Origin of the sequence: Erysipelothrix sp. HDW6C (assembly GCF_011299615.1) — a bacterium.
In the GTDB taxonomy this organism is placed as follows: domain Bacteria; phylum Bacillota_I; class Bacilli_A; order Erysipelotrichales; family Erysipelotrichaceae; genus Erysipelothrix.
The window spans coordinates 1,726,186-1,750,520 of sequence record NZ_CP049861.1 but is presented as its reverse complement, the minus strand read 5'-3'; the positions used below and the strand labels follow the sequence as shown (position 1 = coordinate 1,750,520).

The 24,335-nt window shown below is 38.8% G+C and carries 20 protein-coding genes; 19 read left to right on the top strand and 1 reads right to left on the bottom strand.

Annotated elements, in window-relative coordinates; genetic code table 11:
* Nucleotides 1–3 precede the first annotated feature (3 nt).
* From G7062_RS08335 to xylB, 8 genes are all read left to right on the top strand, one after another.
* The gene (locus G7062_RS08335) at nucleotides 4–324 is read left to right on the top strand and encodes a PTS lactose/cellobiose transporter subunit IIA (protein ID WP_166065456.1); all 321 of its coding nucleotides are present in this window, start codon (nucleotides 4–6) and stop codon (nucleotides 322–324) included.
* 1 nt (nucleotide 325) lies between these two features.
* Entirely contained in the window at nucleotides 326–1,621 is a 1,296-nt protein-coding gene (locus tag G7062_RS08330; protein WP_166065455.1) for a PTS sugar transporter subunit IIC, read from the top strand.
* A complete protein-coding gene (locus G7062_RS08325; RefSeq protein ID WP_166065453.1) occupies nucleotides 1,614–2,513 on the top strand; it encodes a haloacid dehalogenase-like hydrolase in 900 nt (299 codons plus the stop codon). The genes G7062_RS08330 and G7062_RS08325 overlap by 8 nt, the downstream gene beginning before the upstream one ends.
* Nucleotides 2,514–2,717: 204 nt before the next feature.
* Complete coding sequence (gene xylA / locus G7062_RS08320) at nucleotides 2,718–4,025, top strand: xylose isomerase (RefSeq protein WP_166065452.1); 1,308 nt, start codon at nucleotides 2,718–2,720, stop codon at nucleotides 4,023–4,025.
* A gap of 13 nt (nucleotides 4,026–4,038) precedes the next feature.
* Nucleotides 4,039–5,106 carry a multiple monosaccharide ABC transporter substrate-binding protein gene (gene chvE / locus G7062_RS08315; protein ID WP_166065451.1) on the top strand — a complete coding sequence of 356 codons (1,068 nt, stop codon included), beginning with the start codon at nucleotides 4,039–4,041 and terminating at the stop codon, nucleotides 5,104–5,106.
* Between the two features lie 50 nt (nucleotides 5,107–5,156).
* Nucleotides 5,157–6,698: a sugar ABC transporter ATP-binding protein gene (locus G7062_RS08310; protein ID WP_166065450.1), complete on the top strand. Its 1,542-nt coding sequence runs from the start codon at nucleotides 5,157–5,159 to the stop codon at nucleotides 6,696–6,698.
* Nucleotides 6,695–7,879, top strand: a complete 1,185-nt coding sequence (mmsB, locus tag G7062_RS08305) for a multiple monosaccharide ABC transporter permease (RefSeq protein ID WP_166065449.1) — start codon at nucleotides 6,695–6,697, stop codon at nucleotides 7,877–7,879. The genes G7062_RS08310 and mmsB overlap by 4 nt, the downstream gene beginning before the upstream one ends.
* 8 nt (nucleotides 7,880–7,887) lie before the next feature.
* A complete protein-coding gene (gene xylB / locus G7062_RS08300) occupies nucleotides 7,888–9,387 on the top strand; it encodes a xylulokinase (protein WP_166065448.1) in 1,500 nt (499 codons plus the stop codon).
* On the opposite strand, the gene G7062_RS08295 is transcribed toward xylB, so the two are convergent.
* Complete coding sequence (locus G7062_RS08295) at nucleotides 9,384–10,556, bottom strand: ROK family protein (RefSeq protein WP_166065447.1); 1,173 nt, start codon at nucleotides 10,554–10,556, stop codon at nucleotides 9,384–9,386. The genes xylB and G7062_RS08295 overlap by 4 nt on opposite strands.
* A 60-nt stretch (nucleotides 10,557–10,616) precedes the next feature.
* On the opposite strand from G7062_RS08295, the gene G7062_RS08290 reads away from it, so the two are divergent.
* The 11 genes from G7062_RS08290 (at nucleotide 10,617) to dgt (ending at nucleotide 23,866) form a co-directional block, all read left to right on the top strand.
* A complete protein-coding gene (locus tag G7062_RS08290; protein ID WP_166065446.1) occupies nucleotides 10,617–11,573 on the top strand; it encodes a hypothetical protein in 957 nt (318 codons plus the stop codon).
* A 162-nt stretch (nucleotides 11,574–11,735) separates the two neighbouring features.
* A complete protein-coding gene (locus G7062_RS08285) occupies nucleotides 11,736–12,404 on the top strand; it encodes an ankyrin repeat domain-containing protein (protein WP_166065445.1) in 669 nt (222 codons plus the stop codon).
* 9 nt (nucleotides 12,405–12,413) lie between these two features.
* Entirely contained in the window at nucleotides 12,414–14,468 is a 2,055-nt protein-coding gene (locus G7062_RS08280; protein WP_166065444.1) for a translation factor GTPase family protein, read from the top strand.
* 134 nt (nucleotides 14,469–14,602) lie between these two features.
* On the top strand, nucleotides 14,603–16,030 hold the full coding sequence (locus G7062_RS08275) for a 6-phospho-beta-glucosidase (protein ID WP_166065443.1): 1,428 nt from the start codon (nucleotides 14,603–14,605) through the stop codon (nucleotides 16,028–16,030).
* A gap of 258 nt (nucleotides 16,031–16,288) precedes the next feature.
* A complete protein-coding gene (locus tag G7062_RS08270) occupies nucleotides 16,289–16,966 on the top strand; it encodes an N-acetylmannosamine-6-phosphate 2-epimerase (RefSeq protein WP_166065442.1) in 678 nt (225 codons plus the stop codon).
* A 12-nt stretch (nucleotides 16,967–16,978) separates the two neighbouring features.
* Nucleotides 16,979–18,256: a PTS sugar transporter subunit IIC gene (locus G7062_RS08265; RefSeq protein WP_166065441.1), complete on the top strand. Its 1,278-nt coding sequence runs from the start codon at nucleotides 16,979–16,981 to the stop codon at nucleotides 18,254–18,256.
* Nucleotides 18,246–18,989 carry an HAD-IIB family hydrolase gene (locus G7062_RS08260; protein WP_166065440.1) on the top strand — a complete coding sequence of 248 codons (744 nt, stop codon included), beginning with the start codon at nucleotides 18,246–18,248 and terminating at the stop codon, nucleotides 18,987–18,989. Before G7062_RS08265 ends, G7062_RS08260 begins: the two co-directional genes overlap by 11 nt.
* Before the next feature lie 41 nt (nucleotides 18,990–19,030).
* Complete coding sequence (locus G7062_RS08255) at nucleotides 19,031–20,530, top strand: DUF4127 family protein (protein ID WP_166065439.1); 1,500 nt, start codon at nucleotides 19,031–19,033, stop codon at nucleotides 20,528–20,530.
* 20 nt (nucleotides 20,531–20,550) lie between these two features.
* Nucleotides 20,551–21,363: a MurR/RpiR family transcriptional regulator gene (locus G7062_RS08250; RefSeq protein ID WP_166065438.1), complete on the top strand. Its 813-nt coding sequence runs from the start codon at nucleotides 20,551–20,553 to the stop codon at nucleotides 21,361–21,363.
* Nucleotides 21,360–21,989 carry an SGNH/GDSL hydrolase family protein gene (locus G7062_RS08245; RefSeq protein ID WP_166065437.1) on the top strand — a complete coding sequence of 210 codons (630 nt, stop codon included), beginning with the start codon at nucleotides 21,360–21,362 and terminating at the stop codon, nucleotides 21,987–21,989. Before G7062_RS08250 ends, G7062_RS08245 begins: the two co-directional genes overlap by 4 nt.
* A 353-nt stretch (nucleotides 21,990–22,342) precedes the next feature.
* On the top strand, nucleotides 22,343–23,866 hold the full coding sequence (dgt, locus tag G7062_RS08240; RefSeq protein WP_166065436.1) for a dGTP triphosphohydrolase: 1,524 nt from the start codon (nucleotides 22,343–22,345) through the stop codon (nucleotides 23,864–23,866).
* Nucleotides 23,867–24,335 lie beyond the last annotated feature (469 nt).

The window sequence follows — 24,335 nt, the reverse complement described above, 5'->3', positions numbered from 1 at the left end:
ATTATGAATGATGAACTGTTGCAATCGATAATGGCATTAATTATGCATGGAGGCAATGCAAAAGGCCTAGCCATTCAGGCAATCAAATATGCAAGAAATGATGATTTTATTGAAGCAGAAAAAAGTATGAACGCATGTGATAAAGAATTGAATATTGCCCATAAAGCGCAAACAGAATTCTTAGTTGCTGAGGCACAAGGCAGTGCTACAGAACTTTCACTTCTGATGATCCATGGTCAGGATCATATTATGAATGCAATCACGACACGAGATTTGGCATTTGAAATGATTGAATGCCTTAAAAAAATAAGGGAAGGAAATTAAAATGAAAGAAAAGATTCAACGTTTTGCTGGTAAGATTAGTAATCAACGTCATCTTTTGGCAGTACGTGATGGATTGGCGTCATCCATGCCATTGATACTTATTGGCTCAATATTCTTGATGATTGGAAACATACCATTTACGCCGTATACAGATTGGCTAAAGAGCATGGGGATAAGTGAGTTTATCAATAAAGCGGCAAACTCTACCTTTGGCTTAATTGGCTTGGGAGCAACATTTGCTACGACTTACCATTTGAGTAAGTACTACAAAAAAGATGCACTATCGGCTGGGATTATTGCACTTGCATCCTATGTACTTGTTTCACCGATTGTCACTGCAGATGCAGGCGATGCATTCCTAACGCAATATTTCGGAAGTGCAGGGTTATTTGTGGGAATTATAGTTGCATTGGTCACTGCAGAATTATTTCGATTCTTTGTGGATAAGAATCTTCAAATTCGTATGCCTGATTCAGTACCACCAAATGTTGCAAAGTCTTTTGCAGCATTTGTACCAGGATTATTGACAATCTTATTTTGGTTGGTGGTATTTATTCTCTTTACAACACTTAAAGTTACAGACATTCACAAATTAATTTCGAATACGATGGGGGTTCCACTTTCATACCTCACAGGGAATTTGTTTGGGATAATCGTCGTAATTTTACTTCAGTGTTTCTTCTGGGTATTTGGAATCCATGGAGCCCAAGTCACCGGCCCTATTATTGAACCACTTTTGTTACAAGCATCGGATGCGAACCGTTTAGCAATGCAAGCAGGTCTCGAAGTTCCCAATATCATAACCTATGAATTCTTATATAACTTCGTCTTTACAGGTGGCGCAGGATCTGTTTTTGCACTGGCACTCTTGGTGTTCTTCTTCTCAAAGAGCAAGCAAAATAAAGCGCTTGGAAAACTATCAATCGCGCCATTATGTTTCCAAATCGCAGAACCAATACTATTTGGGTTACCTACAATTCTTAATCCAAAGATGGTAATTCCGTTTGTACTCGCACCGGTCACATCAGCAATTATTACCTATTATGGAATGGCATGGGGTTTGGTTGCTAAACCAGCAGGAATTGTAATTCCGTGGACAACACCACCGATTCTTGCGGGATTCTTAGCGACAGGTGGTCATATTTCCGGAGCATTGGTAAGTATTGTAACCATAGCGGTTAATGCACTAATTTACTACCCATTCTTTAAGCGAATGGACAATGAAACATATGAGGAAGAACTCGCTATTGAGGCGAAAGAAGTTCTTAATAAAGGAGGAGTAATTCACAATGGCTAAGCGTTTGTTGAATGCAACTGCAAGTGATATTCTTGCAATGAGTAAAGAAGAAAAGTTAACAGCGATTAAGGCAAATGAAGGGCGTACTGTAATGTCAGAAAATGTTTGTACGCAGATTCCTAGAGTAAGCGGGAATGTAACCAATAGTGAGGTTGCAGCATCGTTAAGTAGTGATTTGATTATGTTGAATACCATTGATTTATTTGAACCGTTTATCTACGGACTACCGGAAACGGATCATCCAATTCGTTTGCTCAAAGATTTAACAGGAAAGATGATCGGAGTGAACTTAGAACCGGTTGATCTTCATGCGCCTATGCTAGAAACGATGGATGTAATTAGTAAAGGGCGTATGGCGATTCGTGAGACATTTGAAAGGGCCAATGAGTTAGACATTGATTTTATTTGTCTAACAGGGAATCCCGGAACTGGTGTGAGCAATCCTGAGATTATAAATGCAGTCAAACTTGCTAAAACGGTATACAATGGCATTATCGTTGCTGGAAAAATGCATGGGGCAGGGGTTGCAGAGGATGTCTTAGATTATGCTGCCATTGATCATTTTATAGAAAATGGAGCAGATATTATTCTATTACCTGCTGCTGGAACAGTTCCAGGGGTATCACAAGAAGCCGTTGCAAAAGCATGTTTACAGATAAAACGAGCGGGTGTATTGAGTCTTGTCGCAAATGGTACAAGCCAAGATTGTGCTCAAGAAGAGACGATTCGTCAAATTGCGATTATGAATAAAATGGCAGGCGCGGACATTCATCATATTGGTGATGCAGGACCGGGAGGAATTGCTCCTTGGCAAAACATCTTAGCACTGTCTGTTGCTATTCGCGGGGATAGACATACATTACGATTGATGGGATCCTCAGTCAAACGCTAATAATTTAAGCAATATACAAACTCAAAACTCCACTACATTAAGGTGGAGTTTTTTTATGTTAAGGCGTTTCAAATTGACTAAAATATAGAAATTCATATTGACAAAGAATCATGAAAGCGTTAACATCAAGGTAGTTAGTTTAAGGAACAAACTAACCTTCGCGAAGTAATGTTTCCACAAAGGATAGAATCTAGAGGAGGAATTATGGAGTATTTTAAAGGTATTGAGAAAATAGTGTATGAGGGTCCGAAGTCATCCAATGATTTTGCATATCGTCACTATGATGCTGATGAAATTGTCCTTGGCAAACCAATGAAGGAGCATCTCAGATTTGGTTTAGCGTATTGGCATACAATGACAAATGGTGGTAATGACCCATTTGGTGATGCGGTGAATGAGCGAACTTGGGTCGAGAATGATCCAATGGTTACTGCAATAAATCGTGTTGATGCATTCTTCGAACTTTTGGAGAAGTTAGGTGTTGAGTATTTCTGTTTTCATGATGTAGATATCGCACCGCAAGGGAATTCACTGGAAGAGTTCTTTGAAAACTTAGACGTTATCACAGATTTGATGAAGGAAAAAATGGCCCAAACAGGAATCAAGCTGCTATGGAATACTGCAAATTTATTCACACATCCCCGTTTCTTAAATGGTGGTGCAACGAGTAACAATGCTGATGTCTACGCATATTCTGCAGCACAAGTAAAAAAAGGACTTGAGTTATCCAAGAAATTGGGTGGACAGAACTATGTATTCTGGGGTGGTCGTGAAGGGTATGAGTCATTACTCAATACGGATATGAACCTTGAACTTGATAATATGGCCCGATTCTTCAAAATGGCAATAGCATACAAGAAGAAAATTGGTCATGATGTTCAGTTTCTAATTGAACCAAAACCAAAAGAACCAACAACACATCAGTATGACTTTGATGCCGCAACATCCTTAGCATTCTTACAAAAGTATGATCTACAAGATGATTTCAAACTCAATTTAGAGGCAAATCATGCTACACTTGCTGGCCATACATTTGAACATGAAATTGCGGTTGCCAATACATACAATGCGTTGGGATCACTGGATGCAAACCAAGGTCATCCATTACTTGGCTGGGATACAGATGAGTTTCCTACAAACCTTATGGATGTCACACTCGCGATGGTTGAAGTGCTGGATGCAGGGGGGATTGCACCGGGTGGTATAAACTTTGATGCGAAAGTGCGTCGGACATCGTTTGCCATGGATGACTTAGTGCTTGCACATATAGCAGGAATGGATACGTTTGCTCGTGGATTCAAAGCCGCAATCAAACTTAAAGAAGATAAGTTCTTTACAAACTTAAAAGAGGAACGTTATGCCTCATTTAAATCAGGTATTGGTAAAGAAATTATTGATGGAACGACAGATTTGGAGTCATTAGCTGCCTATGCAATGGAACACCAAGATATTACGAATAAGTCTGGTCATATTGAAATTGTAAAGTCGAAATTAAACGACTACATTTATTAAAATAGGAGAAAATATGAAAAAGCAACTATTAGCAGTACTTTTAATAATTGGATTGTTATTAACGGGATGTGGTAGTAAGGGAGGCGATGGCGATAAAACAATCGGTATTGCCATGCCAACTAAAGATTTAGAGCGTTGGGAAAAAGATGGAAACAGCATGAAAGAGCAAGCTGAAAGTTTGGGCTATAAGGTAGATATGCAATTTGCGCAAAACGAAGTCCAAACTCAAGTTTCGCAAATTGAAAATATGATTACAAAAGGTGTCGATGTCATCATCATTGCAGCAATTGATGGAGAGGCATTGACCGATGTTACTCAAAAAGCAAAAGGTCAAGGAATTCCTGTTATCTCATACGACCGTTTGATTATGAATTCGGATGCAATCGATTACTATGCAACATTTGACTTGAAAACCGTCGGAGTCTTGCAAGGCGAATACATTGTTAAAGCGCTTGATTTAGAGAACGCAGCGGGGCCATTCAATCTTGAACTCTTTGGTGGTGCTCCCGATGATAATAATGCCCGTTTCTTCTTTGAAGGTGCTATGGAACAACTCCAACCGTATATTGACAGTGGCAAACTTATCATCAAAAGTGGTCAAAAAGAATTCAATCAGGTCGCTACACAATCATGGAGTGGCTCAAAAGCACAAGAGCGCATGGATAATCTTCTCAGTGCTAACTATACACAAGATCGCATTGATGCAGTTCTGACTCAAAATGATGCGCTTGCAATTGGTGTTGTTTCATCACTTAAAGGAATTGGCTACGGAAGTAGTGATCGTCCAATGCCAATTATCACAGGACAAGATGCAGAAACAGCCTCTGTGAAGTCAATCATTGCAAATGAGCAAACAATGACAGTCTTTAAAGATACATCTGAACTTGCAAAAGTGGCAATCAAAATGGCTGACTCCATTCTTAAAGGGGAGACAGTTGACGTGAACGATACAACTTCCTATAACAATGGCGTTAAGGTTGTACCGACATACTACTTAAACCCAGTTCAAGTTGATGTCAACAATTACGAGGAAATCTTAATTGGCAGTGGTTACTTTACCGAAGCCGATTTGAAAAACTAAACAGTGGGAAGGAAAATTCCTTCCCCTGTATTCTTTAGAAAGGTGACACTATGAGTAATACTATTTTACAAATGAAAAATATCAATAAATCATTTGGTCCCATCCATGTTCTTAAAGATGTAAATATAGTTGTTGAAGCAGGCGAAATCCATGCACTTTGTGGTGAAAATGGTGCTGGGAAATCGACTATGATGAAAGTCTTGAGTGGTGTTTATCCTCATGGAAGCTATGAAGGTGACATTGTGTTTCAAGACGAAATATGTTCCTTTGGTGGGATTAAAGACAGTGAAGCAAAGGGGATTGCTATCATTCATCAAGAGCTTGCGCTCATTCCACAATTGTCGATTGCTGAAAATATCTTCATAGGTAATGAGAAACAAAAACATGGGATTGTTGATTGGGATGCAACACACACGCGTGCGAAGGAATTGATGAATATCGTTGGATTGTATCTGAAGACAGATCGGTTGGTTGGGACACTCTCTGTTGGAGAACAACAACTGGTTGAAATTGCCAAAGCGCTATCGAAAGACATTAAACTCTTAATTTTAGATGAACCAACATCTGCACTGAATGAAGATGATAGTGAGAATCTTTTGTTACTCTTACAAGAATTACAAAAAAAGGGACTAACATCGATTATTATCTCGCATAAATTGAATGAAGTAACGGCAGTTTCCAATGCTATTAGTGTCATAAGGGACGGTGAGGCTGTTGCTTGTTTGAAGAAGGATAAGGGAGAAATCAATGAAGAAGCAATCATTAAGGCAATGGTTGGACGCTCATTGGATAATCGTTATCCTACATTTGAACCACAAATTGGCGATATCGCATTTGAAGTAAAGCACTGGAATGTTTATCATCCAACTCAAGTGGATCGCTTGATGGTTGATAATGTATCATTCAATATTCGGAGCGGTGAAATTGTTGGTATTGCGGGACTGATGGGAGCAGGGCGAACTGAATTGGCTCTGAGTTTGTTTGGCAAATCGTACGGTAGCAATATTTCTGGTGAAATCATCAAAGATGGCATCCCACTGACATTGAATCGCCCAAAGCAAGCAATCGATGCTGGGATTGCCTACGTGTCAGAGGATCGTAAATCTGCCGGCCTCGTGCTTATGGATACAATTAATCGCAATATATCCATGGCGTCACTTTCAAAATTCTCACAATACGGCGTTATGGATATGGACACAGAAGTTGCAAACTCAGTCCACTATAAATCCCTTTTAAACATTCGAACTTCTAGCATTTTCCAAAAAGTCGAAAATTTGAGTGGAGGGAATCAACAAAAAGTAGTTTTATCCAAGTGGCTAACGACTGAACCGGATGTACTCTTCTTGGATGAGCCGACACGAGGGATTGATGTTGGTGCGAAATATGAGATTTACACCATTATTCAAAAGATGGCTGCCGAAGGTAAATCAATTTGTGTTATATCTTCAGAATTACCGGAGATATTGGGGATTTGCCACCGTATTTATACATTGAGTGAGGGTCGGATCACAGGAGAATTATCACGAAGTGAAGCGACACAAGAAAACTTAATGACCTTGATGACTCAGGAAAAGAAAGGGAAGAAATCATGAATTCAGAAACACAGATATCGTTAGGGTCCCGCCTTAAAGGGATCATGCAGAAATACAGCATGTACATCTTCTTAGTTGTAATCGCTGTTGTATTCCAAATCTTAACAGATGGCACGCTGATGCGTCCGTTGAATATAACCAATATTATTCTACAAAACAGTTACATTCTTATCCTAGCAATCGGGATGATGATACTCATTATATTGGGGCATATTGATCTCTCAGTAGGATCTGTGATGGCCTTTGTCGGTGCCATCGCCTCAAAGATGATGATAGAGAACGGCATGAATGTGTGGCTATCTGTATTTGTGTGCCTTATCGTGGGTGCACTGATTGGTGCATTCCAGGGGTTCTGGGTTGCCTATGTCAAAGTACCGGCATTTATTGCTACGTTGGCAGGGATGCTTTTATTCCGAGGTTTGACCATTGTTGTTACAGGAGGAAAATCAATTGGACCCTTCCCACAAGCGTTTCAATATATAAGTTCAGGATTCATCCCTGATTTGCTCTCTGGGTCTGGCATTCATATATTCTCACTGGTTGCTGTAATTGTTATGTTATTATTTATGAATTTCATGGCAGTACGCAAGCGCAGTAAACGTAAGAAAAATGGCATTGATGTTGAATCAAGCACTTGGTTCTTTATGAAAATGGCGACAACAGATATTGTCTTAATTGGATTTACATTTCTCCTCGCCCAGTATGAGGGGATTCCAAATATTCTTGTTATCCTTGCTGTCTTGATCTTTATATATAATTTCATCACAACGAAGACGGTCGTAGGGCGGCAAATTTATGCAATTGGGGGTAATGAAAAAGCTTCGAAACTTTCAGGGGTTAATACACGATTCACAACATTCGCGATGTTTGTAAATATGGGGATTCTTGCAGCGGTGTCTGGATTGGTATTTGCAGCACGTTTGAATGCTGCAACGGCAAATGCGGGTCAAGGATTTGAATTGGATGCGATTGCCTCATGTTATATTGGTGGTGCTTCAGCTTATGGTGGGGTCGGTACCATTACGGGGGCAATAATTGGGGGTCTTGTTATGGGATTACTCAACAATGGTATGTCACTTCTTGGTGTGGGTGTCGATTGGCAACAAGCGATTAAAGGAATTGTACTCCTACTTGTTGTCGCATTTGATATCTACAATAAGTCAAAGACAGAAACAAATTAGGAGCGTGTATGAACTACGTCATTGGAATTGATTTGGGGACGGGATCCCTTAAAGGACTTGTTATGAAACGGACAGGCGAGGTCATCACATCTGCGTCACAAAGCTACCCTGTCCATAACCCTCACGTTGGTTACAGCGAACAAAATCCTGAAGACTGGTATCAGGCGTTTCTTAAGGTAATGGATGCACTAATTCTGGATTTCCCAGACCTTGTCTCACACTGTGCTGGCATCAGCTTCTCAGGTCAAATGCACACCTTGGTTATCTTAGATGATAAGGACCGTGTGTTGCGACCGGCAATTTTATGGAATGATGTTCGAACGTCACTGGAAAGTGATTGGATCAATGAACATTATTATGAAACGTTAATGGATATAACCTTGAATCGCTCATTAGAAGGATTCACACTTCCCAAACTACTCTGGGTTCAAAAAAATGAACCAGAAACTTATCGTCTTATTTCTAGTATTTTACTTCCTAAGGATTACTTACGTTTCCGAATTACCGGAACCAAGCATATGGATTATTCAGATGCTGCCGGAACACTATTATTGGATGTTGAAAAGGAGCAATGGAGTGAACCGATTTGTGCTACATTTTCTATTCCAATGGCTGCGCTTCCAGAATTATGCAAGAGTACCGATACTGTAAGCATGATGCATGCTGATTTAAGAGACTACTTTGGTTTCACGCACGATGTCGCTATTTATGCAGGCGGCGCCGATAACGCATGTGCTGCTCTAGGATCGGGAATTGTGGATTCTGAAGATGCCATGCTCAGTATTGGTACATCAGGGGTGTTTCTTGCAACTGAAGACAGCATCGTGAATTACGATGGTGCCTTGCATTTCTTTAATCATTGCATTCCTGCATATTATTCAATGGGTGTCACTTTATCAGCGGGGGCATCGTTGAGTTGGATTAAATCAATCCTTGCACCAGACGCTGATTATGAGTCATTCCTCGCTGAAATACCGCAGATTCAACCGGGTTCTGATGGTCTGTTGTTTACACCTTATATTATGGGAGAGCGGACACCTTTCTTCGATGCATCGATTCGTGGATCCTTTGTTGGACTGGATGCGATGCACACCCGTGTACACTTTGTGCGCAGTGTACTGGAAGGCATTACCTATTCTCTAAAGAATGCGTATGACATCATGAAAAAACATAAGAAGACAGATTTTAAACGCATTATATCCGTGGGTGGTGGTGCGAAAAATAAAGAATGGTTGCAGATTCAAGCAGATGTATTTAATCTTCCTGTCGCTACGTTGGAAGTCGAGGAAGGTCCTGCTTTGGGTGCTGCTATGTTAGCCGCATTGGGTGCAGATTGGTTTGAATCGGTTGATGCGTGCATTAAAACATGTGTCAGGATATCTGAAACGATTAAGCCACGACCTGTTGCTGTTGCTGTCTATCGTGATTATTACAATATCTATTGTCAGGTTTATGCATCACAACGTGATATCAGTGCCCAATTGCTCAAAAAAAGAACAACAAGTTAATTGTTGTTCTTTACTTCATGGCGCATCAATGTAAACCGTTCTGTTCCTAGGAATTCTGCAATACCAAGACTTGCGCCACCAAAGAGGGTCGCACCTGGTGCAATATCCGATATCATTAAGGGTACAGAATAATTATAGTCATTTTGTAGAGTATCCGAAAGTAAAGTTAGAAGACTGGGAATTGCTGTGATAACATCACTGACAATGTAGATGATTTCGGGGTTAAAGCTGGCAATAATTGTGTTTAATCCAGTTGCGAGGTCTCGCATCGCTTGATTGGTTATCATTGCGAAATCAGGGTTTGTTTCATAGGCATCAACGAGCAAGTTGTGTGTCATGGTTTTTTGCGGATATAGTTCATGAAATGCATCGTAAATTACTTTTGAGGAACAATATTGTTCCAAGCATCCCTGTCGACCACAACGGCATGGTTTCCCAGAGGGATAAAGCGTAAGATGTCCGACTTCACCGGCAGCACCATTGAGACCAGTGTATAGGTTACGATCAATAATGATCCCTGCGCCAATTCCAGTATGAATGCTCAATAAGACGGCATTCGATACTTCGTGCGAACCAGAAATGTGACCCAATGCTGCTAAGTTTGCTTCGTTTTCCAATAGAACTGGAAATGTATATTTCTTGCTTAATGTTTCATGCAGGTTTAGACCGATTAGATTATAATTGGGGGCAACCGTAATGTGGTTTTCGAAGACAACACCATGAATCGCTAAGACCATAGCAACAATGCCATAAATAGTTTTACTTGCTTCGGCAGTAAAGGCATTCACAATTTCATCCACCAACGTATAAATATTTGATGCATCAATACTTTGCGTTGCCGTTTCATAATGGGCTAGAACGGTTCCGTTAAGATCGGTCATAATTGCACGCATATAATCATTACCCACATCAATAGAAATAGCTGTACCCGCATTGCGGTTCATTTCTAATAAAATTGGGCGTCGACCACCCGTTGTGTGACTTACCCCAAATCCAATTTCATTAATGAGTTTACGATCAATAAAAGTATTGATAATATTCGTAATTGTTGCTTTGTTTAAATGCGTAATTTTGGATAAGTCAACCCTTGAGAGGGGTTGGTTCGCCATCAATGATTCTAAGACAATGCGCTCATTTTTATCACGTAATCCATATTTATCAAAATACATAGCCTAACCGCCTTTACCTATAACGTATAGTGCAATTATAACATTAATAAGGAGACATTTATGACAAAACAGCTTAAAACCATGACCCTCGAGAATGAGCGCTTTCGCTTTGAAATCTTAAACTACGGTGCACGTATTCTTGAATTGAGCATCGTAACCGAAGATAAGATTCGGCGGAACCTTGTTTTGGAGTATTCACAGATTGAATCGTATCGCACCGATCCCTTTTATTTGAATGCCATGATTGGCCCGTTTGCAGGTCGTATTGCTAATGGGACATATGCGATTAATGGGAAAGTGGTCTATCATGAACTTAATGATGGAACCAATAGCCTTCATGCTGGAGTCAATGGTTTGCATCATCATTACTTTGAGCTTACGCGCGTTAATGAGTGTGTTGTTGCAACGACGACTGATAATGACGGTACCCAGTATGTCATCACATATCTTTTGGATGAGAGGGGTCTCCTTATAAATATGGAGGCAATACCACAAAAACCAGTCCACCTTAATTTGACCCAACATACTTACTTTAATCTGAATGGGGATAGTACAATTCGTGAACACCATCTTAAAATCGCTTCAGACTGCCTTTATTTTGTGGATGAACACAGTATCCCTGTAAGAAAACATGATATAAGCGCGGATATCTTTGACTTCAATCATGCTAAATCGCTTGGCATGGTTTTAAACCAAAAACACCCGCAATTCGAAATTACCAAAAATATTGACCACCCGTATCACTTAATAGAAGGGAAAGTCGTACTGTCCGAATTAAAATATGGTATTACGCTCATAGTCGAATCGGATGCACCTTATGCGATTATATATTTAGGGAATCATTTGGGTGATGCAGAACAAACACTCTCGAATGGTCGCATGCTCCGAGATTATGCAGGCATTGCAATCGAACCGCAAACCTTACCCAATGCGATTAACACTGGTGAAACGAATACAGTTTACGATAAGGACCATCATTTTAAACGATGGATTCGGTATACAATTCGACGTCGATAACGCAAAGATTCGCGTTTGAAATTGAAAGTATCTTGAAATATCTAATATTTCCTTGCACCCTTACTGCAATCGGTTACAATAGAACTAAAGAAGTGACTTTTCAAGTGAGGTCACATTGGTGATTAAAGACTGATAACTGTTTTCGTTTACAAGGAGGTTCATATGGAACAAACGGATAAGAAGTTATTTGATGAGGCAGTACAAGATAATCTTTATGGTGTCGATGAGGCACATCGTGAAGGTGCAGATATAAATACAATGAATGGTGAGAAACGAACGGCATTAATGCGAAGCGCGAAGCGTGGGTATGTTGATATCGTTCGTTTTCTTTTGGAACAAGGTGCAGATGCTACGCGCGTTGATGTTCATGGTAAAGATGCATTAATGGGTGCAGCAAAGAAAGGGCACAGTGATATTGTTAAGTTGTTATTGCAACGTGGTGCATCACCGACCAATCAAGATGATCGTGGGCGTACGGCTTTAATGCGTGCAGCCTTTCTGGGACATCTTGATGTGGTCAATCAATTGTTGGATGCGGGTGCAGCGGTTAATGCTGTCGATGCTTTAGGACGCAGTGCGCTCATGGATGCAACAACCGCATATAATTCGGATATTGTTAAGATTCTTTTACGAAATGGCGCCGATGTAAATGCCCAAGATCATAACGGATGTACTGCACTTATGCGTGCGTGCTATTCGGGATATGAGCAATTGATTGTAATATTATTGGAAAATGGTGCAGATAAGACACTTAAAGATCGCGAAGGAAACATGGCCATTCATTATATTCGCCAAGCAAGCTTTGAGTCACTCAAGAAACATTTAAAATAGGAGGCACTGATGAAAGACTATCGAAGTGAAGCGGTACGTAATCTTGTTGTCTTGGGCCATAATGGCAGTGGAAAAAGCAGTGTCATTCAGGCGATGTTGTTTGAAGCAAAACAGATCGATCGCATTGTCAGTGCTGAAAGTGGTCAGTCAGTTCTCGATTATGAACCACTCGAAATTCAACGTGGACAAACCTTATCGACTAAGTTGGTTCCAATTGAGTGGCGTGATCATAAGATAAATTGCATTGATACTCCAGGATACGCTGATTTCGTATCAGAAACACAATCAAGTTTCATTGCTGGAGACAATGTATTAATTGTTGTTGATGCCAAAGAAGTCGTTGATGAAGGCACACGCTTAGCCTTCCGGTGGGCATCCGAATCCTTAAAACCGTGTATTTTTTTCGTTAATAAAATGGATGATCCCAATGTGAGCTTTCATCGCGTCTATGATGATTTGCGTGACAATTTTGGGAAACGTGTAATTGCATTTGAAATGCCGATTCGTGAGGAAGGAAAAGTGATTGGTAGTATTAATCTTTTGAGTCGAAAAGTGTGGTACTATGATGCACCGACACATCCGCACGATGTTCCCAAGGAATATGTAGAACAGGTTGGGAAACATTGGAAAGAAATTTGTGAAGCCGTTGCGATGACGGATGATGCACTCATGGAAGACTACTTTACGAATGGCACATTGAATGATGAACAAATTATCAGAGGGGTTTGTTTGGGTGTGCGTTCGGGTGAAATTTGCCCTGTCTATTGTGGAAGTGCAAATCAAGGGATCGGCATGCGTCGCTTGCTGGACCTTATTACCGAGTACTTTCCTAGTTATTTTGAAAAAGGCGAAATTGTAGCCGAAGATCCCAAAGGAAATCCTGTGATTTTGCGAACGCATGAAGACGAACACTTGAGTGCTCAAGTCTTTAAAACAATCGTTGATCCTTTTGTGGGACGAATCAGCTATTTAAAAGTGCTTAGTGGTGTGCTCAATGTTGACTCAGAAGTCTACAATGCCAACCGCGATGAATCTGAACGCGTGACAGGGCTCTTTAGTATCAACGGAAAACATCAAATAGGTATTGGTAAATTGTTTGCCGGCGATATTGGGGCTGTTACCAAACTCCAATACACCAAAACATTCGATACTTTATCAACCAAACAATACCCAATCATTCATCAAAAACCAGTATTACCCAAACCTTTATTTGGAATGGCCATTTGGCCACTAACCAAACAGGATGAAGATCGCGTCAGTGCTGCGATTGCTAAAGTAGTTGAAGAAGATGTTGGAGCGCGTGTATTCAAAGACCCTGATACATCCGAACTTGTTTTATTTGGTATGGGAAATCAACATTTGGAGGCAATGGTTTCGAAACTCAAAGATCGCTACCGTGTGGCGGTTAGCACAACAGTACCAAAGGTTGGATTCCGCGAGACCATTCAAACAAAAGTCATGGGTGAAGGACGCCATAAAAAGCAATCAGGTGGGTCTGGACAGTTTGGGCATGTATTTATTGAATTCGAACCGCATGCGGGCGATGAAATCATCTTTGAGACCCGTATCGTTGGTGGCAGTGTACCCAAACAGTATTTTGCAGCTGTTGAACAAGGAATTCGCGAAGCCATGCAGCAAGGAGTTTTGGCTGGATACAAAGTGATGGGTGTTAAAGCAGTCCTCACAGATGGAAAGTATCACGATGTCGACTCGAAAGACATTGCCTTTAAGCAAGCCGCACGTCTTGCCTACTTGGATGCTATGCCACGTGCAAATCCTGTATTGATGGAACCCATTGTTGCTTTAGATGTGGATGTCGCGGATGTTTACACAGGAGCAGTGATTGGTGACTTAAACAAGCGAAGGGGAATAATTTTGAACATGGAACCCTTAACAAACAATCATCAACGCATTCACGTAGAAGTACCGAAGGTAGAAGTCACCAGTTATCTGAGTGATTTGCGCTCACTAACACAGGGAAGCGGACTCTATTCACAAGCGTTTGTTCGTTATGATAGTGTCCCAGAAGCCTTAGTCGATAGACTTCTGTATTCAAATCAATAATACACCATGCAATGAAACATAATTTCTTATATATGAATAAATCGTGCCGGATAAGAGAATTTTGTTTCATATCCAAATGATATAATAAGTGTAGAAACAAAAGTCGATAGCAACGCTATTGTAAGGAGGATCAGATGGCATTTCCAAAGAATTTTTTATGGGGTGGCGCAACAGCAGCCAACCAATGTGAAGGTGCATACAATGTTGACGGACGCGGACTCGCAAACGTCGATGTAATTCCCCACGGCGAAGACCGTTGGAAAGTTGCGCTGGGTGTCAAGAAGATGACCGATTTCGAAGCAGGTTACTATTATCCTGCACAAGAAGGAATCCGTATGTATGAACACTTCCGTGAAGATATTGCAATGTTTGCGGAAATGGGATTCAAAACCTACCGTCTTTCGATTGCGTGGTCACGCATCTTCCCTAAAGGGGACGAAGAAGAACCAAATGAAAAAGGACTACAGTTCTACGAAGACTTATTCAAGGAATGTCAAAAATACGGGATTGAACCACTTGTAACAATTACGCATTTTGATTGCCCAATGCATTTGATTACAGAATATGGTGGTTGGTCAAACCGAAAACTCGTGACTTTCTACGAACGTTTGGTACGTGTCTTATTCAATCGCTATAAGGGACTTGTAAAGTATTGGCTAACATTTAACGAGATTAATATTATTCTTCACGCACCATTTATGGGTGCAGGATTACTTATTGAAGATGGTGTTGATCCTCAACAAGCAAAATATCAAGCAATCCACCACGAACTTGTGGCATCCGCATTAGCCACAAAAATTGCGCATGAAGTTGACCCAGAAATTATGGTTGGATGTATGTTAGCGGGTGGGGCAACTTATCCACTGACTGCGAAACCAGAAGATGTCTGGGCCGCTCATGAAATGGCTCGCATGAATTACTTCTTTATTGATGTTCAATCACGAGGAGCATACCCACGCTACGCACTGCAACAATTTAAACGGGATGGTATTGAAATTGTCATGGAAGCGGGTGATACAGAGTTACTTAAAGAGAATACTGTCGACTTTGTATCTTTCTCATACTATTCATCCCGTGTCGCTGCAGGAAAAGAAGATGGAGAGAACGAAACTGCCGGAAACGTATTCAGTTCAATTAAGAACCCATACCTAAAAGCTTCAGAATGGGGTTGGCAAATTGATCCACTAGGCTTACGTATTACATTGAACGAACTTTATGACCGTTATCAAAAACCATTGTTTATTGTTGAAAATGGACTTGGAGCCAAGGATACAGTTGAACCTGATGGATCTATCAATGATGATTATCGCATTGATTACCTGCGTGAACATGTGAAAGCAATGGATGATGCTATTAATCTTGATGGTGTTGAACTCCTTGGCTATACAACGTGGGGATGCATAGACCTTGTTAGCGCAAGCACAGGTGAAATGTCAAAACGCTATGGATTCATTTATGTTGATCGTGATGATCAAGGAAATGGAACCTATGCACGTAGTAAGAAGAAATCCTTTGATTGGTATAAGCAAGTTATTGCATCTAATGGGGAAAATTTAGATTAGACATATATATACATATATTTATAGATGTCTAAATGTTTGATTATTGATAAAAACACTGGGACAGATCATTCGTGATCCGACTCAGTGTTTTTATGAGTAATAAGGTAACGAACGATGAAAGTGCTTTCACAATAAAGGTTGGTTTTAGGCATACATATGATAAAAAAGTATATTTTTTTGAAAGTAAAATCAATGATCGTCTATAATATTGATTTTACTTTCTCTACATACATATAATGGCGCTACAAGGAGGGAAATATGCCAAGACGATTACCAAAAGGTTTAATAGTTTCATGTCAAGCACTGAATGATGAACCCCTTCACTCGCCATTCATTATGGGACGGATGGCACTGGCTGCACTTCAAGGCGGTGCAAAGGGGATACGCGCAAATTCCGTTGATGATATTAATGAGATTGCGAATGTGACGGGCTTACCAATCATCGGAATTATAAAAAGGGATTATCCAGATTCAAATGTGTATATCACAGCAACGATGAGTGAAGTTGATGCACTTATGGACAGTAAAGCAGATGTAATAGCAATGGATGCAACATCATCAGTGCGACCATCGGGTGAATCACTGGAATCGTTTGTAGCGGCGATTCGAAAACGATATCCAGAGTGTCTGCTCATGGCTGATTGTTCTACTGTTGAAGAAGCAATGATTGCAGACCAGATTGGTTTTGATTACATTGGTACAACATTGGTGGGTTATACGCAACAAAGCACGTTGAGCAAAATTGAATCAAATGACTTTGAGATCATACGTCAAATACTATCAAAAGTTAATTCACCTGTAATTGCGGAGGGGAATATCGATACACCTGAAAAGGCACGTCGCGTTCTAGAATTAGGCTGTCACAGTGTCGTCGTTGGGTCGATTATAACGCGACCTCAAGTCATAACCAAACGCTTTGCTCAAGCACTAAAATAAAAGGAGAAACACATGTTTAAGAAATTAGAAAATATCTTACTCCCATTTGCGGACAAATTAGCAGCGAATCGATATCTTTCTGCAATCCGTGATGGATTTATAGCAATTTTACCAATCATGATTGTGGGTTCATTCTTTGTACTTATCAACAATGTATTTATTGGACCCAATGGATTTACAAATAAATTATTTGGTCAAGAATTTTCGAAGTTAACGGAACTGGGTGCTGCAATTGTACCTGCGGTAATGTCAATTATGGCGATTCTATTGACATTCACTACCGCAAAAGCATTAAGTGAAACGTATAATGAAGATACCTCAATCCTACCAACAATTGCAGTTGTTTCATTAATGATAGTGACACCCTTTGTTTTTAATCCAGATATGGGAATCGAGTACATTAATACATTCTATACAGGCTCTGCTGCTCTGTTCTTAGCATTTGTTACAGCAATTGTAACTGTAGAGTTGGTACGATTCTTTTCAAAATTTAAACCCTTGATTATCAGAATGCCAGATACAGTTCCATCAAACATTGCGCGTTCATTCAACAAACTCATTCCAGTACTCTTTACTGTACTGATATTTGGATGTGTTCGCTTGATTACCAACGAGTTTGGATCACCACTCAATGATCTGTTCTTTAATCTCATTCAAGCACCATTTACACGCATAGTTAGTTCACCAATTGGATTAATTATAATTTATGTCCTTTATATGTTGCTTTGGGGTTTGGGAATTCATACTGCATTTATCTTTAATCCCATTCTTGAACCAATTTATCTTTCAAGCTTAACAGCAAATGAGGCAGCCCATGCCGCAGGTACTGCAATGAATCAGATTATCACTAAACCATTCCTAGATTCTGTTGCATTTATGGGTGGCGCAGGAAACATGTTAGCGCTCATTATTGCCATCTTTATTGTATCGCGACGCCAGGATTACAAGAGTATTGCAAAACTAGGTGCGGTTCCATCATTATTTAACATATCAGAACCAATCATGTTTGGACTTCCAGTTGTTATGAACCCAATTTTAATTATCCCAATGATTCTCGTTACACTCGCGGGTCTAGGAATTGGTGTTCTTGCGACATCAGTAGGCTTCATGGGCCATAGTTATATTCTAATTCCATGGACAACCCCACCAATCCTAGGGGCATATCTCACAACAGGTGGTGACATTGGTGCCGCAGCTACCGCATTCTTGATTCTCATTGTTTCCGTTGTCATTTACATGCCATTTGTGATGATCATGAATAAAGAAAGTAACGTTAAAGATGCATCGTAAGGTTTTAACATTTGACTTGGATGGAACACTAATTAATGCTAAGAATGAAATAATTGGTGGTGAAAAAACACTTGAATGCCTGCAATCAATCCATGATTTTGGATATACACTTGTAATAAACACAGGACGATTGGATCATGATATTCTTCATATTTGTGATCGTTATTCATTGCCAATCGATATTCGTATTTCACAGAATGGTGCAGTTATAAACGAAGAAAATGCAATGCAAGCAACCCTAATCGAAAAAAAGAGCGCACTGAATTTCTATCGCCATATTAAAGCGATGCAAATACGAATTGAGATGAACACGATTAGCAATCGTTATTGGCATAACGACCGCGATCCACTATTCCCTAAAGAGTTCTACGATTCAAGTATTATTTTGGACGACTTTGAAACTGTTATAACCTATCAACCGGTAGTGCTATTTCTCCTCATTGGTTCACCACAGGAAATTGAAACTGCTCAGAGTATTGTTGATACACAATTCAAAGAATTGTTAGCAGTTAAAACATCAAATACATCTTTAGAAGTTATGAATCCTTCTGTTTCAAAAGGGAAGGCAATTCATGAACTGTTTCCAGATGCGACTATTGTCGCCATTGGCGATTCGGAAAATGACTTCTCGCTTTTCGACATAGCTGATAAAGCATTTATTGTTGGTGGGAAAACACACCCTAAAGCAATGTCATGTTCGACGATACTCGATGCAATTAAAGCCATTGATTAAACAGGAGCCATAACGGCTCTTGTTGTTTAAGGAGGTAAGTAATGAAACTACTCTATATCCCTCTCGATGAGAGGCCATGTAATTACGATTATCCAGCGTTTGTTGCTGAAGGGAATCAAAGTATTGACTTGATACGTCCCGAAAAATCCTTGTTGGGTGAAAAGAAAAAATCTGCACCAGTCGATGCATTATGGTCTTTTATATTTGATACGATTAAAGATGTTGATGCAGCAGTACTGAGCATGGATATGCTTCTTTTTGGGGGTCTAATTCCATCACGTATCCACACATTGTCAAAGGAAACCGTTGACCAGTACGTCGAAAATTTAAGAAAATTACGCGATGCAAACCCCGCAATAAAACTGTATGTTTCGCAATGCATTATGCGATGTCCCAGTTACAATTCAAGTGAAGAAGAGCCGAACTATTATGCAGATTATGGCTATGCAATTTTTCGGCGAAAGTATTTACTTGATGAACTCGAACGATTTGGACTCGCAGATGAACAGCTCAAAGAACTAAAATCAATAGAAATTCCAACTGATGTGTTGTCAGATTATGAAACAAGACGTGCATTTAATTTGCACTATAATATTAAAATAGCTGAACTGGTAAAAGAGGGTGTCCTTGACTTTCTTGTCATTCCACAAGATGACTCGGCTCCGTTTGGTTATACTGCACTTGCCCAGAAAGAAGTTGTCGCCTATTTATCGAAACATCATTTGGAGACACGTGTAAACATTTATCCTGGAGCTGATGAAGTTGGCCTGTCACTGATTGCTCGTTGTCTCAATGAAATCAATGCATCGTATACAAAAGTCTATGCATTTTATGCTTCGACAAAAGGCCCACTTATAACACCATTATACGAAGATAGACCCTTTGCTGAGAGTCTAAAATACCATTTAGATGTGACACGATCCTACCTTGTATCTACTCCCCAAGAAGCAGATTATATTCTAGCAATCAATACCCCAGGTGAGATAATGCAGGAAGCATCTCAACAAAATGAACGTGACATCACCTATACAAGTCATCGAAATTTGCTCTATTTTGTGAAAGAGATTGCCCGATATATTGAACAAGGTTATAAAGTAGCCATTTGCGACAGTGCTTATGCTAATGGGGCAGACATTCAACTCATTAAATATCTTGATTCCTTTCATTTGTTGAATAGGCTTCACGCTTACGCTGGATGGAATACAAACTGTAACGCATTGGGTACGGTTTTAAGTATGGCAATCTATAATTTACAGAGTAGACAACACGAAAGATCCTATCATCTTGTTTACCGCATTCTTGAAGATTATATTTACCAAGCACTTGTTCGCCAAGAGGTTATTCGAGAAGACTTACCGATTGCTAGATTATCGTATTACAATTTTAAAAACAAAGAATCGTATGTAACTGATGTAATCACACAAAGAATTATGAACTACTATACACTCATGAATTTAAGTACAGTATATCCAATCAAATCACTTCAAACATTTATGCCATGGCATCGTATGTTTGAAGTTAGATTTCTTCTTGATATATAATGAACTAGAGAGGTGATAATATGCCAAAGTTTCAACCAACAATAGCACCAAGACTGGAATCAGAGTACACTAATTTCTCAGGACTTGAGCGAAAAGTTGCCGATTTCTTTATGAGCAATACCGAAGTGCGTGATTTCAGTGCGAAATCAATTGCAAAGAAACTCTATGTTTCAGAAGCAACGCTCTCTCGATTTGCAAAAAAGGCGGGATTCAGTGGCTATCGTGAATTCATATTCTTTTATGAAAAAACGCTCAATCGCAATGCGGAACGTTTCACTGAGTTGACACAAAATGTATTGATAACATACAAAGAACTACTTGATAAAACCAATGCCCTGATCAACGAGAAACAAATTACCAATCTTTCGAAAGCATTAAGCCAAGCCAAACGTGTCTACATTTATGGCGCTGGGAGTTCTGGCATGGCAGCGCAAGAATTTAAAATCCGCTTTATGCGTTTGGGGATGTATGTAGAGGCAGTTACAGACGATCATATTATGAAAATGAGTTCAATTCTCATGGATTCTGAAACTGTGTTAATTTGTATCTCTGTAAGTGGCATGAATATGAGAAAATATCTTAGGAAAGCACATGAAGTCGGGGCTTATACCGTCATGATTACTGCCAACAATTCAGATGTTCTCAAAGCATACTGCAAAGAAGTGTTAATCTGCGCATCTATTGAAAACTTAGAAGTTGGGAATGTCATTTCACCACAATTTCCAGTTCTCGTAATTATTGATATTTTATACGCACATTTTTTGGCTCGAGACTACAAGTTTAAATCAAAATTATTACAAGGTACCCTTGCATATGTAGAGAAAGAGTCATGAAAGAAAACATGGAGTTCAATTTTAAATACTTTCAATGGCGGCAGGAACTACTTGAAAAAATCATTCGTATTATTAAAAAGCAACCGAATTCTCAAGGTGGCACCGTGCTAGTTGGTGATTCATTGGTTGAACAGATACCAAGCTCGTTGTTACCCGCAGACTGGATAAATAATGGCATTGGTGGAATGTGTTCAAAGCCACTATGCAACCTGGTTGATGAGCTCGTATTGCAGTTTAATCCCCAGCACGTTATAATTCATCTTGGAACCAATGATTTGGGTGATACCGTTATGGAGAGCCCTCGAGACATCGTGCTCAACATTGGTGATCTGATTATGATGATTCAAGCAAATATTCCAGATATCTCAATCACGCTGATTTCAATATTACCTTGTATCGAATCAAAACAATCTTTCATGACAACCGGTGGTGGTATTCGCACCAATGCAATCATTGACGTATGCAATGTAGAATTGAAAGCACTAGCAAAACATTTACAAATAGACTATCTTGATTTGAACAAACACTTGCGAACAGGTCTAGAACCCAAGGAATCGTATTTCTCAGATGGTCTACACTTAAATGAGCACGGATACCGGTTACTAATGAGTAAATGCTCAAAATAATATTAGAGGCGATGAAATCCATCGTCTTTTTATCGACTCCGTTTTCTTGTATCTGATAGTTCGAAATTTATTACATAATATTTATGAAAACAATTTGATAAAAGGTCTAATTATTTACATAATTTACTTTTAGACTTAATGAGAAGAGAAAGTCATGATGATTAAAGAAATATTAATTTTCAGGCGAAATTTCCAGTTGAATTAGTAATTTCAAAATGAATTTACTACATCAATACAAATACAGATGTCCAGTATGTAAAATATTGTGTACAATACTATTATAATGAAAGCAGATTTTTTCGTTAGAAAACTGCAATGAGTGAGATATCTGAAAATTCAAAAAGGAGAACATAATGAACAAATATTTCAAAATGCAACGGAAAGCAAAACCAAGTATTTATGATAGAGTAGCGGGTCAAAACAATAATGTACTAAATGACAATCAAATTGACTATAATACAATCATTACAAGTCCATCGTTTCGAAGAATGCAAGATAAAACTCAAGTATTTCCGTTAAATCGTGGAGATTTTGTGAGAACGCGATTAACTCATTCGCTTGAAGTATCAAATATTGCGGAACAAATTGCGCGGTATGTACTAATCTATAACAAAAGGAATAAGACATGGAATGATAACAATAGTTCCAATGGATTAAAAACATTTGAAGAATCTGATGGAGAAATACTTGTTGGTCTGTGTAAAAATGTTGGTTTAATCCATGATATTGGAAATCCATCATTTGGACATTTCGGCGAATCATGTATTCGGGATTGGTTCATAGAAAATAATAGTCTGGGTCTATTCACAGATGAATTCGGAAATAAACGCTATTTAAAAGAGTTCATCAATAAATCCAATGTAAACTACGAGTTATATAATGATTTTCTGAAATTTGATGGAAATGTACAAGGAATTAGGATTGTTTTAAAAGAATATCTAAAAGAAGGGGTTCAGGGAATGAATTTATCCTATCCACTAGTATATTCAATGCTTAAATATCCATTTGATTCAAAATATGCCGTTGATAACAAAAAGAAAAAATTCGGATACTACTTTGCAGAAAAAGAATTAATTGATGAAATTACTGATTCAACTGAAGCACTAAAACCACGCCACCTAGTAACATATATTTTGGAGGCAGCAGATGATATTGCTTATTGTATAGCTGATATCGAAGATGCGTTTAAACGGGGAGTTATAACATTAAATGATATTGAGGTCGAATTAATTCGAATTAAAGAGAATGATGAAGACGACGCAAATATACATTATAGTTCTATTGTTGATCGGTTTGATGAATTACTCAAAATCGATGGAAAATTAATTGAAAGTAATATAATCAACAGCCTTCGTATTTGGCTACAAGAGGTTCAGGTACGATTAATGCTTAGTGTTGCTACTCAGCTTAATTATGATGTAAATAAACTTTACAATGGGATTGAAACTGAAAAATATGAATTATCGAAAGAGTGCTTTGAACGTAAATTCTTTGATTTTGCTCGGAATATTGCCAGTCGCATTATTTTTGATAATGATCAAATTTTGAAAACAGAAATTGCATCAAAAGCATGCCTTTCTGATTTAATGGATATTTTTGTATCAGCAATGATTGCATATGATGCGAACATTAAAGTTGAAGTCTTCGATGAGTCCGACCAAAAATATGTAACTAAAAAGATTAGAAACAGTTATTATAATATGAAAATATGCGCATTGATTCCTGAAGAATACCTGAGCTTGTATTCAATAGAATCAAAAGATAAAGATGAAAATTATAAACTATACTTACGGGTATTATGCGTTATTGACTTTGTATCGGGTTTAACTGACAACTATGCATTTGAATTGCGCCAAGAGCTGAGAGGACTTAATTAGAAGAATTCTTAACACCGAAAATTATTTTAGTTTATTGAAATTAACACGTTTGAAAATGTTATCTTCTTTTTATGAGGGTCACGTTAACTGATTAGATTTAAGTCGAGTCATTCATTTTGAGAAGGTTCTCTTTTACTTTGAAAGTAATCAAAGCATCAATAACTACTAGTAACAAAAGAATTGAATCTTTAGGCCAGAATTTTCTAATGAAACAAGTTCAACTACTAACTTAAAAAACATCTTTAGTCTTTTTGTTTTGGCTACAAATCGCTAAACATTAAAAAAATATCCTTCGTCAAGTAGTTGGGGAAGTACATGTATGGTATTCTTCAAATGATTTGTAAAATGACAATATGGATTACGAATAACAAGCCAATAATAATTATTTGACAACGCTTTCATACTTTGCTATATTGTAAATGAAATAGGGTTGTTACTGCTAAGAGCAAGCAAAACCTGTTTGTAGGAA